Origin of the sequence: Pseudarthrobacter sp. fls2-241-R2A-127 (genome assembly GCF_030209355.1) — a bacterium.
Lineage (GTDB): Bacteria > Actinomycetota > Actinomycetes > Actinomycetales > Micrococcaceae > Arthrobacter.
Genome location: NZ_JARVSF010000008.1, coordinates 165,947 through 182,489, shown reverse-complemented (window position 1 = coordinate 182,489; position 16,543 = coordinate 165,947). Strand labels below are relative to the sequence as shown.

Here is a 16,543-nt window from a genome sequence, read left to right as displayed (position 1 = left end):
AATAAAGGAACCACCACGTGAAGGCACTCTCACAAAAGCGGCGTCACCCACTTGCAGCAATAGCGCTGCTCCTGATGGGGCTCCTCATCACTGGTGGGCTGTACGCCGTGGCCACCACCATGAACCAGGCCAAAGCGAGCACCACCACGGCAAGCGCGAGCGACGTCGAAGAGGGCGGCAAGCTTTTTGCAGCGAACTGTGCAACCTGCCACGGTATGGGCGCCAGCGGTTCCAAGGACGGTCCCTCGCTGGTAGGTGTCGGTGCTGCGGCTGTTGACTTCCAGGTGGGCACCGGACGCATGCCGATGCAGATGAACGGCCCCCAGGCGATGAAGAAGCCTGTCCAGTTCAACGAGCAGCAGACCTCACAGCTTGCAGCCTACGTCGCTTCCCTGGGAGCCGGCCCGGCAATTCCTGCAGACGACCTGACAAATGGTGGCGGCGACGCTGCTGCCGGTGGAGAGCTGTTCCGCACCAACTGCGCCATGTGCCACAACGCCGCTGCCGCCGGCGGTGCACTGACACGCGGCAAGTTCGCACCTGCCCTGGCGGACGTAACCGGCAAGCACATCTACGAGGCCATGGTCACGGGCCCGCAGAACATGCCGGTGTTCAACGACGCCAACATCACCCCCGAGGGCAAGAAGAACATCATCACCTTCCTGAAGCAGATCGAATCCAGCGGTTCCCCGGGCGGCGCTGACCTGGGATCGCTTGGCCCGGTGGCCGAAGGCCTGTTCGTGTGGGTCGCCGGTCTCGGCGTCATCATTGCCTTCACCATCTGGCTGACCTCGAGGACTTCCTGAAGTCCTGCAGGCCACTCACAACTTCTGCTGCCCTGTCAGCAGCTTGAAATTAGAAACTAACCCGGCGACTGCCGGGACGAGAGAAGGATGAGGCGAATTATGGGCAACCATAGTGACGGCAGTCCGAACCACTCGGGCACCGTAGCTACGGCTGGTCAGAATGAGGTGGAGAAGTTCCAGGATCCTGGAATTCCCCCGCATCGTTTGCGCCTGGCTGACACGGACCCGAGAGCCGCAAAGCGGGCAGAACGGCAGGTTGCCTTACTGTTTGGCATTTCTGTTGTTGGAACCCTGATCTTCCTGGTGGCGTACTTCGCCATCGATCTGGGTGACGACTCCAGCATCGCCACCATCCGGCTCCAGAACACCCTGTTGGGCATCGGCACGGCCTTTGCAATGCTGGGTATCGGAACCGGCATCGTGCACTGGGCCAAGGCCCTGATGCCCGATCACGAAGTCTCCGAAGAGCGCCACGCGATCCGTTACGAAGAGGACCGCCAGGCTGCTGTCCGCATCGTTGACGACATCGTTGAGGAAACCGGCATCAAGCGCCGCCCGCTGATCCGCAACACCCTCCTGGGTGCCGTGGCTCTGGCTCCGCTTCCTGCAATCGCCATCTTCGGCGACCTCGGACCCCGCCCTGACGACAAGCTCGCACACACCATGTGGGCCCCGCAGGACGGCAAGCGCAAGCGTCTGACCCGCGACCCCGACGGAACTCCCATCAAGGCCTCGGATGTCACTATCGGCTCGGCGTTCCACGTCATTCCCGAGGGACTCAACGAACTCAGCGAAGGCAAGCTCAACGAGAAGGCCAAGTCCGTTGTCCTTCTGATGCGCCTTGATCCCGCATCGCTGAACCCCTCCAAGGGCCGCGAAGAGTGGGGCTACAACGGCATCGTTGCCTACTCGAAGATCTGCACCCACGTTGGTTGCCCCGTTGCTCTCTACGAGCAGCAGACGCACCACCTGCTGTGCCCGTGCCACCAGTCCACCTTCGACCTCACCCAAGAGTGCAAGGTGATCTTCGGCCCCGCCAGCCGTCCTCTCCCCCAGCTGCCGATCGCAGTTGATGACGAGGGCTACCTCGTCGCTACCAGCGACTTCCATGAACCCGTAGGACCAAGTTACTGGGAGCGTGATTCGCATGAGCGCAGCATCAACAGCTGAGCCGGCTTTCGTCGCCAAAACCAAAACAGGCCGGATCACCGACTTCGTTGACTCTCGTGTTGGCGGTTCCGGAATCCTCCGCGAGTTCGGCCGCAAGGTCTTCCCCGATCACTGGTCATTCATGTTCGGCGAAGTGGCGCTGTACTCCTTTGTCATCCTGCTGCTGTCCGGAACCTTCCTGACGTTCTTCTTCGACCCGTCCATGGCGGAGACGCACTACAGCGGTTCGTACGTCCCCCTCAAGGGCGTGGAAATGTCGGTGGCCTACAGCTCGTCACTGAACATCTCCTTCGACGTCCGCGGCGGCCTCTTCATGCGCCAGGTCCACCACTGGGCAGCGCTGCTGTTCGTGGCGTCCGTGGCTGTGCACATGCTCAGGGTCTTCTTCACCGGTGCGTTCCGCCGCCCGCGTGAGATGAACTGGGTTGTCGGTTGTGTCCTGCTGATTCTTGCCATGGCCGCCGGCTTCACCGGCTACTCGCTTCCCGATGACCTGCTCTCCGGCAACGGCCTGCGCATTATTGACGGCGTGATCAAGTCCATTCCGGTCATCGGCACGTTCATCTCGTTCTTCCTCTTTGGTGGCGAATTCCCGGGTTCGGCCATCATCAGCCGCCTGTACATGCTGCACATCCTGCTGGTACCGGCATTGATCCTGCTGATGATCGTGATGCACCTCTTCATGGTTGTGGTCCACAAGCACACCCAGTACCCCGGCCCCGGCCGCAACGACAACAACGTCGTCGGCTACCCCCTGGGACCTGTGTATGCCGCGAAGGCCGGTGGATTCTTCTTCATCGTCTTCGGCGTGATCGCCTTGATGGCTGCGTTCTTCACCATCAACCCAATCTGGAACTACGGCCCCTACGACCCCTCCCCGGTCTCCGCGGGCACCCAGCCTGACTGGTACATCGGGTTCGTCGACGGCGCCCTCCGGCTCATGCCCGGAACGCTCGGCAACTGGCACGTCGAACAGATCTTCTTTGGTCACGTCTTCACGTTCAACGTCCTGCTGCCTGCACTGGTACCGGCCGGAATCCTCTTCACCGTGATGTTCACCTACCCGTGGATTGAACGGTGGGTCACCAAGGACGACCGCGAGCACCACGTCCTGGACCGTCCGAGGAATGCTCCGACCCGTACCGCGATCGGCATGGCCGGTTTTGTTTGGTACTGCGTTATGTGGGCAGCCGCTGGTTCCGACCTCATCGCAACCCACTTCGGTGTTTCGTTGAACGACGTCACGTACTGGCTGCGTGCGCTGTTCTTCGTCGGCCCGATCATCGCGTTTATTGTTACCAAGCGTGTGGCCCTGGCCCTGCAGCGCAAGGACCGCGAAATCGCCCTTCACGGCCGCGAGACGGGCCGCATCGTGCGGCTTCCGCACGGTGAGTTCATCGAGGTGCACGCACCGCTGGACGAGTACAAGCGGTACAAGCTGGTTGGGTTCGAATCACCCCAGGTCCAGCCGGCCGTGCCGAACGAGCACGGCGTAGTGACCAGCAAGGAAAAGCGGCGCGCGTTCCTCTCCCGCTGGTTCTTCGAAGACCGCGTTGCTCCGGCAACGCCTGCGGAGCTGGAAGCAGCCCATGGCCACGGCCATGACGCTGTCGAAGCCGCAGAGGGAACGAAGAGCCTGACGCACTAAGGCATCGTTGGATGCAATGAAGGGCCCGATCCATACCGGATCGGGCCCTTCACTTGTCTTGGAATTTTTAGGCCCTGCGCAGTGCGGGAGGCCGTGCCCCGTACACCGTCAGCTTCAGTGGTTGCGTGTCCTGCGGGCGCCAGGGCGCTGCAGGGGAACCCAAAGCTTGTACCGGTCGGCGCGGTAATACGAGACGGAGTAGTCCACCATTGCGCGGGCCACGAAAGCGTGCCGCTGGATTTTCAGCAATGGCGCCCCCACCTCGACGTTGAGCAGCCGCGCCGTCGAGGGTGATGCAGCCGTGGCCTCGATCATGTCCTCGCCCCATTCCATCACCAGCCCAAACTGCTCGCTGAGGACGTTGTAGAGCGACGTGGGGGGTTCGTGGTCCAGCAGGCCCGGGACCCGGTGGGCGGGGATGAAGTTCTCGTCCACACTCATCGGCTCGCCGTCCGCGAGGAGGAGCCGGCGGAACCGCACCAGCGGAGTTCCCTCATCCAGTTGCAGTTCACGGGCCAGGAAGGCACTGGCTCCGATCTGCTCGAAACTGAGGACCTTGGCCGCCGGAACCATGCCGCGGCGTTGCATCTCCTCGCTGTAGGACGTCAGCTTAACTTGCAGGTCGAGCTTCGGACGTCGAACGAAGGTCCCCAACCCCACCACCCGTTCGATGACCTCCTCCCCCACCAAGGCATCAATGGCCTGCCGCACGGTCATCCGGGCAAGGCCGAACCGCTCGGCAAGATCACGCTCAGACGGAAGAGCCGATCCGGGCAGGCAGGACTCGGCAATGTAGGTCCGGAGGATCTCGCGGAGCTGCACATAGATCGCGGTGCCGCTGGTGCGGTCTATTTCGCCCGTGATGGCGGTGGCGCCAGCTGCCATGGTCCCTCTTCCTGCCGTTGGTTGTCCCTTCCAATTTTAGGACGGTCTAGACCAGCTGGTGACCGCCCACCGTTTTAGGGTCGAAGCTTGCCGGACCGATATATTTGGTCTGGAAAATTTACCCGCAGACGGATGGGGCCGTCGTGACGAAGGAGTCTCCTTTGCCAATTCTGAAGGCCGTGGTGACCGCGCCCCAGGGCCTGCACGCACGCTCTGCCGCTGTGTTCGTCCGCGCCGTTGTGGACACAGGGCTCCCCTTGACCATCCGGAAAGCCGGAGGCGTCGTTGTTGACGCGCGGTCCTTACTCCAAGTGATGGCAGCAGACTTCCACCACGGTTGCGAGGTGGAACTGGCTGTCAGCGACGACGCCCTGGACGGCCCTCTGGACCCTCAGCATGCCCGGGGAGCACTGGAGCACCTCGTGGCCCTGCTGGCGTCGCAGGGGGCAGCCCAGTCGGTCTAGGAAACACAAAAACGTCGGGCCCCACCTTTGGGTGGGGCCCGACGTCGTTATGGATGCAGTTGCCTAGTGTGCGTGGTCACCGCGGCTGTACTCGTACACCCAGCCGACCAGGGCCACAACGGCGATGCCACCGGCGATGAAGACGATCCAGAAACCGACCGCCATGCCCAAGAAACCAGTGGCGCAGGCGATGCCCAGGACCAGCGGCCACCAGCTCCAGGGACTGAAGTGCCCCTGTTCGCCGGCGCCTTCGTGAATCTCGGCATCGCTGCGGTCTTCAGGCCGCAGGCCTACGCGCTTGCCGGTGAACCCGAGGTAGGCCCCGATCATTCCGGCAAGGCCGCCGACAAGGAGAATGCCCAGGATGCCGACCCACTCGCTCCAGTGGGTCAGGAAACCGTACACCAGGGCGACAGGCACGAAGAAGAAGACTCCAGCGCCAAAGATCCAGGATTCGATTTTCACTGTTCGGTGTCCTTCTGGTCAGCGTTGCCGAGCACTGCGGCTGCGGGGGCAGGCGAATCAACGGTGTGTACCTGCCGGAGTTCCGGGTGGTGCAGGTCCAGAGCGGGGCGCTCTGAACGGATCCGCGGCAGGGACGTGAAGTTGTGGCGCGGCGGGGGGCAGGACGTGGCCCATTCGAGCGAGGCACCGAAGCCCCAAGGGTCATCCACCTGGACCCTTTCCGCCTTCCGCCACGTGATGTACACGTTCCAGAAGAACGGAATAAGGGAAGCACCGAGAACGAAGGACGACACGGTGGAGAACTGGTTCATCCAGGTGAAGTTGTCCTCCGGCAGGTAGTCCGCGTAGCGGCGGGGCATACCCATGACGCCGAGCCAGTGCTGGATCAGGAAGGTGCCGTGGAAGCCCAGGAACAGGAGCCAGAAGTGGATCTTGCCGAGCCGTTCGTTGAGCATCTTGCCGGTCCACTTGGGCCACCAGAAGTAGAACCCGGCGAACATGGCGAACACGACCGTGCCGAACACCACGTAGTGGAAGTGTGCCACCACGAAGTAGGAGTCGGAAACGTGGAAGTCCAGCGGGGGCGAGGCCAAGATGATGCCGGTCAGGCCACCGAAGAGGAATGTGATGAGGAAGCCGATGCTCCAGAGCATGGGGGTCTCGAAGGTGATCGATCCCCGCCACATGGTGCCGATCCAGTTGAAGAACTTCACGCCGGTGGGCACCGCGATGAGCATGGTCATGAACGAGAAGAACGGAAGCAGGACTGCACCGGTGACGTACATGTGGTGGGCCCAGACGGTCACCGAGAGGGCTGCAATGGCAATGGTCGCGTAGACCAGGCCCTTGTAACCGAAGATCGGCTTGCGGCTGAAGACCGGGAAGATTTCGGAGACGATGCCGAAGAACGGCAGCGCGATGATGTACACCTCAGGGTGTCCGAAGAACCAGAACAGGTGCTGCCAGAGGACTGCGCCACCGTTCGCGGGATCGAAGATGTGTGCACCGAACTTTCGGTCCGCGCCCAGCGCGAACAGGGCTGCGGCCAGCGGCGGGAAGGCCATGAGCACCAGGATCGCCGTGATCAGCGTGTTCCAGGTGAAGATCGGCATGCGCCACATGGTCATGCCGGGAGCACGCATGCAGATGATGGTGGTAATGAAGTTGACCGCGCCGAGGATGGTGCCGAAGCCGGACAGTGCCAGGCCGAAGACCCACAGGTCACCGCCGATTCCCGGCGTAAACGTGGTGTCCGAGAGCGGTGCGTACGCGAACCAGCCGAAGGACGCAGCACCCTGCGGGGTGATGAAGCCGGACACGGCGATGGTGGAACCGAACAGGAAGAACCAGAACGCAAGGGCGTTCAGGCGCGGGAACGCGACGTCGGGCGCACCAATCTGCAGCGGCATGATCACGTTGGCGAACCCGGCGAAGAGCGGGGTGGCGAACATCAGGAGCATGACGGTGCCGTGCATGGTGAACAGCTGGTTGTACTGTTCCTTGGTCTGCAGGATCTGCATGCCGGGCTCGAACAGCTCGGCGCGGATCAGCAGCGCCATCACGCCGCCGAGGCAGAAGAACACAAACGAGGCGATCAGGTACATGTACCCGATGGTCTTGTGGTCTGTGGAGGTGATCCAGTTGACGACGATGCGCCCCTTGGATTTTGGTACCACGGGCGCCGACAGGGCTCCCGCGGGTGCGGATTGGGTGTACGTAGCCACGTCGCTCCCCTTACTTGGTTTCGTTCAGGTTCGGGTTGCGGTCGTAATCAGCACCAAGCAGGCCGGTGTTGCCGTCAGCCTTGAGCTGGTCCATGTGTGCCTGGAATTCAGTTTCCGACACCACCTTGACGCGGAACAGCATTTCGGAGTGGTACTCGCCGCAGAGTTCGGCACACTTGCCGTCGTAAGTGCCCTCTTTAGTGGGGGTGAACCGGATGTAGTTGGTCTTGCCGGGGATCATGTCGCGCTTCTGCAGGAAGGCGGGAACCCAGAAGGAGTGGATGACATCGCGGGAATTGAGCTCAAGGTCAACTGACTTGTTGACCGGCAGGTACAGCGTGGGGAGCTTTTCCATATCGATGTTGTTGCCGGTCAGGTGCGCCTGGACGCCGGCCTCATGGAGGTCTTCCTGGATCACGTTGCCGGACTTGTAGTTGAAGTCCCAGGCCCACTGCTTGCCGCGGACATCAACGACGACGTCGGCAGGCTGCGAACGGTCATCGATCGCCTGCTGGTCACGGTCGGTGAAGTAGAAGAACACCAGGACCATGAAGATCGGGATGGTGAGGTAGAAGACCTCGAGCGGGAGGTTGAAGCTGGTCTGCCGCGGGAAACCTACGGTTCCCTTGCGGCGGCGGTAAGCCACCAGGCACCAGATGATCAGGCCCCACGTAATGGTGCCCACCACGAGGGCAGCAATCCATGAGTTGACCCAGAGGTCCATGATGCGGTCGGTGTTGCTGGTGGTGCCACGCTCGGTGGGCATCCAGCCTTTCTCTACCTCTGGCGAACATCCGGTCAAAACCAACGCGCCGGCAATAGCCAAGCTTGAGATCGTTGTGATCGTTTTGCGTCGGCTGCCGGTTCGGTTCTGCGAACTCACAGACGGCCCTTCCTACTTGTTGCTGTTGTCCGGGCTGCCATGGGCGCTCCGGGCACACTAAAAGTTTTACTACTCGGTGTAGAGCTTACCGCTCTGCCGGGCGTTTCGCCCACATGTCGGCGCCGAGCCTCCGTGCCGTTTTGGACAGCTGGAAGCTCGGCGCGGACATCGGGCGAAATAACCGGGTTAGTGGAACGAATCACCGCAGGCGCAAGAGCCTCCGGCGTTCGGGTTGTCGATGGTGAAGCCCTGCTTCGAGATGGTGTCCTCGAAGTCGATGCTGGCGCCACTGAGGTAAGGAACGCTCATCTTGTCCACGACGACCTCAACCCCGTCAAAGTCGCGGACGGCGTCGCCGTCGAGGAGGCGCTCGTCGAAATAGAGCTGGTAAATCAGACCCGAGCAGCCGCCGGGCTGAACAGCCACGCGGAGCCGCAGGTCCGTGCGGCCTTCCTGTTCGAGGAGGCTGCGTACCTTGCCTGCAGCGACGTCGGTCAGGTCGACCTCGTGAACGGGCAGTTCCTCACTGGCCGCTGCGGTGGTCGCGGTGCTGTTTTCGTTGGTTGCGGTGCTCATTGGCCTACCTTCTTAGGACGGTCTGGCGGCGCCGCCTGACGACGCCTGCCCCTACGGATACGGTATGGGCTATAGCTACATGCTACGCGCGGCAGTCCTGTAGCTCTAACTCCTGACGTAACCGTCAAAACCTGCCGGTTGTTCCCTGGGAGCCCGGCCTAGGCCAGGCCTGCGCTGTTGAGCCGGGCCAGCATCAGGGCTTCGGCCAGGACGGCATTGCGGAAGTCGCCGAGGTGCAGGGATTCATTGGCGCTGTGGGCGCGGGAATCAGGGTCCTCCACCCCCGTCACCAGGATCTGTACGTCGGGGTAGACCTCCGTCAGGTCGGCGATGAATGGGATGGAACCGCCGATCCCGGTTTCGACGGCGGGAACTCCCCAGGCCTCCCCCAGGGCCCACATGGCCAGCGAAGCGGCGGCGGAGGTGGTGTCGGTGCGGAACGGATTCCCGGCCTCCCCCGGAGTGAAGACCACTCTCGCGCCGAAGGGGGCGTGCGCTTCCACATGCGTGCGGACCGCTTCCATGGCGTCGGCGGGTACCTGGCCCGGTGCCAGCCGCAGGCTGAACTTGGCCCGCGCCCGCGGAATCAAGGTATTCGAGGCAACATCGACGGCGGGGGCGTCGAACCCGATGATCGACAAGGCGGGCTTGGTCCACAGCCGTGAGGCGATGCTTCCGGTGCCGGCCAGGCGCACCCCGTCCAGGACCGAAGCATCGGCCCGGTAGTCGGCTTCCGGCATCTCAACGGATGTGTTGTCGGTGGCGACGAGTCCCTTGATGGCGACGTTGCCGTCGTCGTCGTGGAGGGTGGCAATCAGGCGGGACAGCAGGGTCGGCGCGTCGAGTACGGGACCGCCGAACATGCCCGAATGCACTGCGTGCTCGAGGACCTGGACCTCGATGACGCCGTCAACCAGGCCACGGAGGCTGGTGGTCAGGGCCGGTATCCCGACTTTCCAGTTGCTGGAATCCGCAACCACGATGACGTCTGCGCGCAGCAGTTCGCGGTTGGCCTCCAGGAAAGAACGGAACGTGGGCGAACCGGCTTCCTCCTCGCCTTCGATGAAGAAGGTCACGCCGAGCCCGAGGGAATCGGAAAAGACTTCGGAGACGGCAGCATAGGCTGCAATGTGCGCCATGATGCCGGCTTTGTCGTCAGCGGCGCCGCGCCCATACAACCGGCCGTCTTTCTCGACGGCCGAGAATGGCGCGGTCTCCCACAGGGCTTCGTCACCAATGGGCTGGACGTCGTGGTGGGCGTAGAGCAGGATGGTCGGCTTGCCTTCCGCGGCAGGGCGGCGGGCGACGACGGCGGGGCCGCCGGGGGTGCCGTCCTCCTTATTGACAGCCAGGACCTGGACCTCGGGCAGTCCTGCTTCCCGTAAGAGACCGGCGACGGCGTCAGCGCTGCGTTCGAGCGGGGTGCGGTCAAAACTGGGCCAGGCAATGCCGGGGATGGCCACCAGGTCCTTGAGCCGGGCGAGGGTCTGGTCGAAGGAGCGGTCTACCGCGGAACGGAGATCGTCCGTCGCCGCGGCAAGCTCATGGCCCTGTCCTGGTGTGCCTGTTGGGGTGTGCGGGGTCGCCGCAGGTGATGAAGTCATGGCCAAAACATTACCCCCGTCACATTCCGCTTCCGGCCGCCGTCGCCCGTCCGGGAAGGCCGCGGGCTGCCTCCCGCAAGGTATTCTGGTCTGGTGTTCGGACGTAGAAAAGAAGCGCCCTCGGCGCAGGAAACAGTAGACCAGCAGGCAGCGGAAGCGGCAGCCCGGCAGAACAGCGTGGTGGGCAAGGGTGCCCCGACCCCCACCCGGAGGGCCCAGGAAGCTGCCCGAAAGCGTCCGCTGGTGCCTGAGGACCGCAAGGCGTCCAAGGCCGCCGAACGCCAGGCTGTCCAGGACCAGCGTTTGAAGATGCGCCGGGCGCTGGACACCGGAGACGAGAAGTTCCTCCCGGTGCGTGACAAGGGACCGCAAAAGCGTTTTGCGCGCGATTATGTTGATGCCCGCTTCAACCTCGGCGAATACCTGATGTTCGGCGCGCTGCTGTTTGTCCTGGTGTCCTTGGTGGTGCCGGCCTCCAGCGACATGATGATCTACGTGCTCGGCGCGTTCTGGGTGATGTTCCTGGCCGTCTTCGTTGACGTTTTCATCCTTTCCCGCAAGCTCCGCAAGAGCCTGGCCCAGAAGTTCGGCGAGGTGGAACGTGGAACAGTCTGGTACGGCTCGATGCGTTCCCTGCAGTTCCGAAAGCTGCGCCTGCCCAAGCCGCAGGTCGGCCGCGGACAGTACCCTTCCTGACGCACCGGACTTAAACGCAGGAACCCCGGCGGGCGGACCGCCGGGGTTCCTGCGTTTAAGGGTGGTCAGCGGCGGTTCTTCGCCAGCTGCCTGTTGATCCGTGCCGCCCAGAACGGTCCTTCATACAGGAACGCGGTGTAGCCCTGCACCAGGGTGGCTCCGGCGTCGAGCCTGTCCTGTACGTCCTTGGCGGACTCCACGCCACCGACTGAAACCAGGGCCAGCGCGTCACCTGTGGCGGCTTTGAGCCGCTTCAAGACGTCCAGTGAGCGCTGCTTCAGGGGAGCCCCGGACAGTCCGCCGGCTCCGCACTTTTCCACGTCCCCGGCGGCCGAGGAGAGTCCTGTCCTGGCGATGGTTGTATTGGTGGCGATGATGCCGTCCAGCTTCAGGTCCAGTGCCAGCCGGGCAACGGCGTCGATGTCTTCATCGCTAAGGTCCGGGGCGATCTTCACCAGCAGCGGGACGTGCCGTCCGGCGGCCCGGTCGGCTTCCTGCCCCACCGCTGCCAGGAGCGGGCGGAGCGTTTCCACATCCTGGAGCAGCCGCAACCCCGGAGTATTGGGGGAACTGACGTTTACCACCAGGTAGTCGGCGGCAGGAGCCAACGTGCGGGCGCTGATCAGGTAGTCGTCCACGGCATCGGCGAGCTCCACCACCTTGGTCTTGCCGATGTTGACGCCGATGACCGGCCGAACTTCGGGGTACCGGCGCTGAAGCGCTGCGCGGGCTGCCTTGAGCCGTGGTGCAACGGCGGGGGCGCCGTCGTTGTTGAATCCCATCCGGTTGATTACAGCCCTGTCCTGGACGAGGCGGAAGAGCCGGGGCTTCTCGTTGCCGGGCTGCGCTTGGCCGGTGATGGTGCCCACCTCCACGTGGCCGAATCCAAGCTCGCTGAGGGCCTCGATGCCAAGCCCTTCCTTGTCGAAGCCCGCAGCCAAACCGAACGGCGAAGGAAAAGTGACGCCAAAGGCGGTGGTCCGCAGCGCCGGCGCCGGAGCGGTCAGCTTCTGAAGGACCTTCCCCGCGCCGGTGGCATGCGCGAGCCGGATGCCCTTGAATCCGATCTTGTGGGCGCGCTCGGCGTCCATCCATGAAAAGGCCAGCTTGAAGAAAGTGGGATAAACGCGCATGCCTCCAGTTTCCCGTCTGGTGGCGTTCCACGCCAAAACGGAGTAGCGGCCCGGCAGGGGTTCGAACACACAGCGCCGGATTAGCATGAGGGAATGCAGTGGCAGCAGGACATCCTGGGCGGGGACTTCGAGTCCTGCTCTTTCGTGGCCGCCGGGGCCGACGGCGTGGAGCGGACGGCGACCCTGGTCCGGCTCCGGCAGGCGCAGGACGTGGGCATTCCGGAGGGCCCCCGCCGGTCAGTGCTGTTCCTTCACGGTTGGAGCGACTACTTCTTCAATGCGGATCTGGCCTATTTTTGGGCGCGGGCGGGGTATGGGTTCTATGCGCTGGACATGCACAACCACGGCAGGAGCCTCCGGCCGGATTTCCCTGGCGGTTACGTTGCCGACCTGGCCGCCTATGACGCGGAAATCCAGGAAGCATGCCGCCTGATCGGCCTCGCGGCCGGGCCGGGGCCCTTGGCTTTGATGGGTCACTCCACCGGCGGTCTGGTGGCGGCCTTGTGGACCAGCCGCCACCCGGAGGCCGTGTCCCAGCTGATCCTCAACAGCCCATGGCTGGAGATGCACGGGAGCGCATTGGTGCGCCGGGCAGCGTCAGGAATGGTTGGGCCGGTGGCCCGCTTCCGGCCACAGGCGGTACTCCGCCTCCCACCGCGCGGCCACTACTGGCGCACCATCAGCAGCGCGGCCGACGGCGAGTGGCCGCTTGATGAGCGGTACCGGCCCCGCATGGCGTTCCCGGTGCGTGCCGGCTGGCTGCGGGCAGTGCTGGCCGGCCACGCCCGGGTGGCCCGCGGCCTGGGGATCCGGGTGCCGATCCTGGTGCTGCTGTCCATGGGCAGCGCTAACGGGCTTTTCTGGTCCGAGGACATGCGGCGGACCGATGCGGTCCTGGATGTTTCGATCATCGGCGCCCGTGCCCTGACGCTGGGCACCACAGTGACCGTGGAACGTATTGACGGCGCCCTGCACGATGTCTTCCTCTCCCCCGAGGCAATCCGGACCGATGCGTACGCACGACTGGCCCGCTGGCTTCGGGCCTACGGGTGAGCCTGCTCCGCGGTTGAATCAGCCGGTGCGGCGGCCGCCGCATCCACGGCCCCGCCATAGCGGCGGTCCCGGCTCGCATATTCCTCGACGGCGGCCCAGAGCGTCCGCCTGTCCACGTCAGGCCACAGCGTGTCCATGAAAACGAACTCCGCGTAGGCTGACTGCCACAGCAGGAAGTTGGACAGCCGCTGCTCCCCCGAACTGCGGAGGAAGAGGTCCACGTCCGGGAGGTCCGGTTCGTCAAGGTACTTCTGGATAGTCCGTTCGGTGATGGCGCCCGGTTTCAGCTTGCCGGCCGCGACCTCGGCGGCGATGGCGGACACGGCATCAGTAATCTCGGCGCGGCCGCCGTAATTAACACACATGGTCAAATTACATGTCGAGTTGCCGGCTGTGAATTCCTCGGCCTCCTCCAGTTCCCGAATCACGGAGCCCCACAGCCGTGGCCTCCGTCCCGCCCACCGGATCCTGATTCCCCAGTCATCCAACTGGTTCCGCTGCCGTCGAAGCACGTCCTTGTTAAATCCCATCAGGAAGCGGACTTCCTCCGGCGAACGGCGCCAATTCTCGGTGGAGAACGCGTACACGCTGACGTATTCAATCCCCAGCTCGATGGCACCGGCCATCACATCAAGCAGGGCCGGCTCCCCCGCCTTGTGACCCTCGACCCGGGGCAGGCCCCGCTGGTTGGCCCAGCGGCCGTTGCCATCCATGACGATGGCCACGTGGCGGGGAATGAATTCCGCCGGGATGGCCGGCGCCACCGCGCCGGAGGGGTGCGGGTAGGGCGCCACCACGGGATGGGTGCGCCTGCGGGCTGCGTTGTTCTTTTTTCCCAGGGCCACTGTCAGCTACGCTCCACATGTTTGAGGGACTTCAATACTCGTTCCAGGTGCCATTGCAGGTATGCCGCGACCAAGCCCGCAGCTTCCTTGCGGTGCTGGGACAGGGAAGCGTCCGCCGTCGTCCACTCGCCTGTCAGTAACGCAGCGAGCAGGACCACGGTCTCGGGCGCGGGTGCGGGAGACCCTGGCGGGCGGCACTGGGGGCAGACCATGCCGCCCAGCGGTGCGGAAAACGCGGTGTGCGGACCGGGCATGCCGCACCGGGCACAGTCGGTGAAGCTCGGAGCCCAACCGCCGGTGGCAAGGGCGCGCAGCAGGTAGGAATCCAGGATCAGGCCGGCGGCATGTTCGTCGCGGCTCAGGGACGCAAGGGCCCCCACCAGCAGGTTGTACTGCGCGGTTCCGGCATCACCGTCCACGTCGGTAAGCTTTTCCGCCGTCTCGGTCATGGCCGCGGCGACGGTGTACCTGCCATAGTCGGCGGCGATGCTCCCGCCGTACGCACCCTTGGCAACAGCCTGCGTGACAATGTCCAACGTGCGGCCCGAGACCAGCTGGAGGTCCGCCACCATGAAAGGTTCAAGCCGGGCGCCGAAACGGCTGCTGGGGCGCCGGACCCCCTTGGCGACGGCGCGAACCTGGCCGTGGTGCTTGGTCAGGAGGGTGATAATCCTGTCCGCCTCGCCCAGCTTGTGGGTACGGAGCACCACGGCGTCGTCCCGGTATGCCCGGGAGGCAAAAGACTGTTGAACCACGCTCTATCTTCCCATCCTGCGGGGGCAGCAGCCGGCAGGACCCGGTGGTGCCGCCGGAGCAAACCGGCGGCACCACCGTCCCGGATCAGGCCTGGGCGTCCCGGATGGCGCGGTTGACTGCCGAGATAACGGCCTTGAGCGAGGACATGCTGGTGTTGGCGTCGATGCCGACCCCCCACAGGACACGCTCACCAACGGCACATTCGACATAGGCCGCGGCCATGGCGTTGCCGCCTTCGGACAGGGCGTGCTCGCTGTAGTCCAGCACCCGGACGTCCACGCCGTCCTCGTGCAGGATATTCAGCAATGCGGCGATCGGACCGTTGCCGGTGCCGGTGCGCTGGACCTGCGCGCCATCAATGGTGAGTGAGGCGTGTAGCGTCATGCCGCCGTCGTCACCTGTTTCCGTCTTGACGGCACCCAGCGAGTAGCGTCCCCACTGGCCGTCGGCCTGTCCGGAGGGCAGGTACTCGTCCCGGAAGATCTGCCAGAGCTGGGCTCCGCTGACCTCCCCGCCGACTGTGTCGGTGCGGCGCTGGATGACGCCGGAGAACTCGATCTGGGCGCGTCGCGGCAGGTCCAGGCTGTGCTCATTCTTGAGCAGGTAGGCCACGCCGCCCTTGCCGGACTGGGAATTGACGCGGATCACGGCCTCGTAGCTCCGGCCCAGGTCCTTGGGATCCACCGGCAGGTACGGTACCTGCCAGGTGTAGTCGTCCACGGCCTTGCCGGCTGCGGCGGCATCCCGCTCGAGCGCTTCAAACCCCTTCTTGATGGCGTCCTGGTGGGAGCCGGAGAAGGCCGTGAACACCAGGTCACCGCCGTACGGGGAGCGTTCCGGGACGGGCAGCTGGTTGCAGTACTCCACGGTCCGGCGGACGTCGTCAATGTTGGAGAAATCGATCATGGGATCGATCCCCTGCACGAACAGGTTCAAGCCCAGGGTGACCAGGTCCACGTTGCCGGTCCGCTCGCCGTTGCCGAAAAGGCATCCCTCGATCCGGTCGGCGCCGGCCATGTATCCCAGCTCCGCGGCGGCGACACCGGTGCCGCGGTCGTTGTGCGGGTGCAGGGACAGGATGATGCCCTCGCGGGGGTGGAGGTGGCGGCTCATCCACTCGATGGAGTCGGCGTAGACATTTGGCGTTGCCATCTCCACCGTGGCCGGCAGGTTGATGATGACCTGGCGGTCAGCGGACGCCTCGAAGACATCGGCCACAGCGTTGCAGACCCGAACGGCATACTCGAGCTCGGTGCCCGTGAAGGACTCCGGGGAGTACTCGTAGGTCACATGCGTGTCTGCGAGCGTTTCCTCGTACTTCTTGCACAGGCGGGCGCCCTGCAGTGCGATGTCCAGGATTCCGTCCTCGTCCTGGTTGAACACCACGCGCCGCTGAAGTACAGAGGTGGAGTTGTACAGGTGGACGATGGCCTGCTTGGCGCCCACCAAAGACTCGTAGGTCCGCTCGATCAGGTGCTCGCGGGCCTGGGTGAGGACCTGGATGGTCACATCGTCAGGGATGTGGTTTCCCTCGATGAGCTGGCGGACAAAGTCGAAGTCCGTCTGCGACGCGGAGGGGAATCCGACCTCGATTTCCTTGTAGCCCATGCGGACCAGCAGGTCGAACATCTTCATCTTGCGGGCCGGGCTCATGGGATCGATCAGGGCCTGGTTGCCATCGCGCAGGTCCACCGCGCACCAGCGCGGGGCTTTGGTGATGACCTTGTCCGGCCAGGTGCGATCCGGCAGTTCGACCTTGATCTGGTCCTGGAACGGTGTGTACCGGTGGGCGGGCATTCCTGAGGGCTTTTGTGCGTTACGCATGATGTTCGTGG

The 16,543-nt window shown here is 64.1% G+C and carries 16 protein-coding genes; 6 read left to right on the top strand and 10 right to left on the bottom strand.

Going from position 1 to position 16,543, the window contains the following annotated elements:
* Nucleotides 1–17: 17 nt before the first annotated feature.
* The 3 genes from qcrC (at nt 18) to qcrB (ending at nt 3,624) form a co-directional block, all read left to right on the top strand.
* Nucleotides 18–806 carry a cytochrome bc1 complex diheme cytochrome c subunit gene (gene qcrC, locus QRN53_RS05440; protein ID WP_285242995.1) on the top strand — a complete coding sequence of 263 codons (789 nt, stop codon included), beginning with the start codon at nt 18–20 and terminating at the stop codon, nt 804–806.
* A 99-nt stretch (nt 807–905) separates the two neighbouring features.
* Nucleotides 906–1,976 carry a cytochrome bc1 complex Rieske iron-sulfur subunit gene (gene qcrA, locus QRN53_RS05435; RefSeq protein ID WP_285242994.1) on the top strand — a complete coding sequence of 357 codons (1,071 nt, stop codon included), beginning with the start codon at nt 906–908 and terminating at the stop codon, nt 1,974–1,976.
* A complete protein-coding gene (gene qcrB, locus QRN53_RS05430; protein ID WP_285242993.1) occupies nt 1,954–3,624 on the top strand; it encodes a cytochrome bc1 complex cytochrome b subunit in 1,671 nt (556 codons plus the stop codon). Before qcrA ends, qcrB begins: the two co-directional genes overlap by 23 nt.
* 114 nt (nt 3,625–3,738) lie before the next feature.
* On the opposite strand, the gene QRN53_RS05425 is transcribed toward qcrB, so the two are convergent.
* On the bottom strand, nt 3,739–4,509 hold the full coding sequence (locus tag QRN53_RS05425) for a GntR family transcriptional regulator (RefSeq protein WP_285242992.1): 771 nt from the start codon (nt 4,507–4,509) through the stop codon (nt 3,739–3,741).
* A 161-nt stretch (nt 4,510–4,670) separates the two neighbouring features.
* Here QRN53_RS05425 and QRN53_RS05420 point away from each other — a divergent pair, with 161 nt between their 5' ends.
* Entirely contained in the window at nt 4,671–4,973 is a 303-nt protein-coding gene (locus QRN53_RS05420; RefSeq protein WP_285242991.1) for an HPr family phosphocarrier protein, read from the top strand.
* A gap of 63 nt (nt 4,974–5,036) precedes the next feature.
* Here the strand turns inward: QRN53_RS05420 and QRN53_RS05415 are convergent, their stop codons facing one another.
* From QRN53_RS05415 to QRN53_RS05395, 5 genes are all read right to left on the bottom strand, one after another.
* Nucleotides 5,037–5,438, bottom strand: a complete 402-nt coding sequence (locus tag QRN53_RS05415; RefSeq protein WP_285242990.1) for a cytochrome c oxidase subunit 4 — start codon at nt 5,436–5,438, stop codon at nt 5,037–5,039.
* Nucleotides 5,435–7,162: an aa3-type cytochrome oxidase subunit I gene (gene ctaD / locus QRN53_RS05410; RefSeq protein ID WP_285242989.1), complete on the bottom strand. Its 1,728-nt coding sequence runs from the start codon at nt 7,160–7,162 to the stop codon at nt 5,435–5,437. Before ctaD ends, QRN53_RS05415 begins: the two co-directional genes overlap by 4 nt.
* Nucleotides 7,163–7,172: 10 nt before the next feature.
* Nucleotides 7,173–8,045 carry an aa3-type cytochrome oxidase subunit II gene (ctaC, locus tag QRN53_RS05405; protein ID WP_285242988.1) on the bottom strand — a complete coding sequence of 291 codons (873 nt, stop codon included), beginning with the start codon at nt 8,043–8,045 and terminating at the stop codon, nt 7,173–7,175.
* 186 nt (nt 8,046–8,231) lie between these two features.
* Entirely contained in the window at nt 8,232–8,621 is a 390-nt protein-coding gene (locus QRN53_RS05400) for a HesB/IscA family protein (RefSeq protein WP_133831571.1), read from the bottom strand.
* Nucleotides 8,622–8,779: 158 nt separating this feature from the next.
* Nucleotides 8,780–10,225, bottom strand: coding sequence for a dipeptidase (locus QRN53_RS05395; RefSeq protein ID WP_285242987.1), 1,446 nt, complete (start codon nt 10,223–10,225; stop codon nt 8,780–8,782).
* Between the two features lie 93 nt (nt 10,226–10,318).
* Here QRN53_RS05395 and QRN53_RS05390 point away from each other — a divergent pair, with 93 nt between their 5' ends.
* Entirely contained in the window at nt 10,319–10,921 is a 603-nt protein-coding gene (locus QRN53_RS05390) for a DUF3043 domain-containing protein (protein WP_285242986.1), read from the top strand.
* Between the two features lie 65 nt (nt 10,922–10,986).
* On the opposite strand, the gene QRN53_RS05385 is transcribed toward QRN53_RS05390, so the two are convergent.
* Nucleotides 10,987–12,054: a quinone-dependent dihydroorotate dehydrogenase gene (locus tag QRN53_RS05385; protein ID WP_285242985.1), complete on the bottom strand. Its 1,068-nt coding sequence runs from the start codon at nt 12,052–12,054 to the stop codon at nt 10,987–10,989.
* Nucleotides 12,055–12,147: 93 nt separating this feature from the next.
* On the opposite strand from QRN53_RS05385, the gene QRN53_RS05380 reads away from it, so the two are divergent.
* A complete protein-coding gene (locus QRN53_RS05380) occupies nt 12,148–13,107 on the top strand; it encodes an alpha/beta hydrolase (RefSeq protein ID WP_285242984.1) in 960 nt (319 codons plus the stop codon).
* Here QRN53_RS05380 and QRN53_RS05375 read toward each other — a convergent pair.
* The 3 genes from QRN53_RS05375 to leuA all read right to left on the bottom strand — a co-directional run bounded on the left by QRN53_RS05375 (nt 13,098) and on the right by leuA (nt 16,532).
* Complete coding sequence (locus QRN53_RS05375) at nt 13,098–13,952, bottom strand: isoprenyl transferase (protein ID WP_285242983.1); 855 nt, start codon at nt 13,950–13,952, stop codon at nt 13,098–13,100. The genes QRN53_RS05380 and QRN53_RS05375 overlap by 10 nt on opposite strands.
* A 2-nt stretch (nt 13,953–13,954) precedes the next feature.
* Nucleotides 13,955–14,707, bottom strand: a complete 753-nt coding sequence (gene recO, locus QRN53_RS05370) for a DNA repair protein RecO (protein WP_285242982.1) — start codon at nt 14,705–14,707, stop codon at nt 13,955–13,957.
* Between the two features lie 85 nt (nt 14,708–14,792).
* Entirely contained in the window at nt 14,793–16,532 is a 1,740-nt protein-coding gene (gene leuA / locus QRN53_RS05365) for a 2-isopropylmalate synthase (RefSeq protein WP_285242981.1), read from the bottom strand.
* Between the last annotated feature and the right edge of the window lie 11 nt (nt 16,533–16,543).

Excerpts from the sequence above, each read along its gene's own strand:
- QRN53_RS05385 (WP_285242985.1), bottom strand. The coding sequence starts at position 12,054 with ATGCGCGTTTATCCCACTTTCTTCAAGCTGGCCTTTTCATGGATGGAC.
- QRN53_RS05380 (WP_285242984.1), top strand. The coding sequence starts at position 12,148 with ATGCAGTGGCAGCAGGACATCCTGGGCGGGGACTTCGAGTCCTGCTCT.
- QRN53_RS05395 (WP_285242987.1), bottom strand. The coding sequence starts at position 10,225 with ATGACTTCATCACCTGCGGCGACCCCGCACACCCCAACAGGCACACCA.
- QRN53_RS05425 (WP_285242992.1), bottom strand. The coding sequence starts at position 4,509 with ATGGCAGCTGGCGCCACCGCCATCACGGGCGAAATAGACCGCACCAGC.
- qcrB (WP_285242993.1), top strand. The coding sequence starts at position 1,954 with ATGAGCGCAGCATCAACAGCTGAGCCGGCTTTCGTCGCCAAAACCAAA.
- qcrA (WP_285242994.1), top strand. The coding sequence starts at position 906 with ATGGGCAACCATAGTGACGGCAGTCCGAACCACTCGGGCACCGTAGCT.
- leuA (WP_285242981.1), bottom strand. The coding sequence starts at position 16,532 with ATGCGTAACGCACAAAAGCCCTCAGGAATGCCCGCCCACCGGTACACA.
- QRN53_RS05400 (WP_133831571.1), bottom strand. The coding sequence starts at position 8,621 with ATGAGCACCGCAACCAACGAAAACAGCACCGCGACCACCGCAGCGGCC.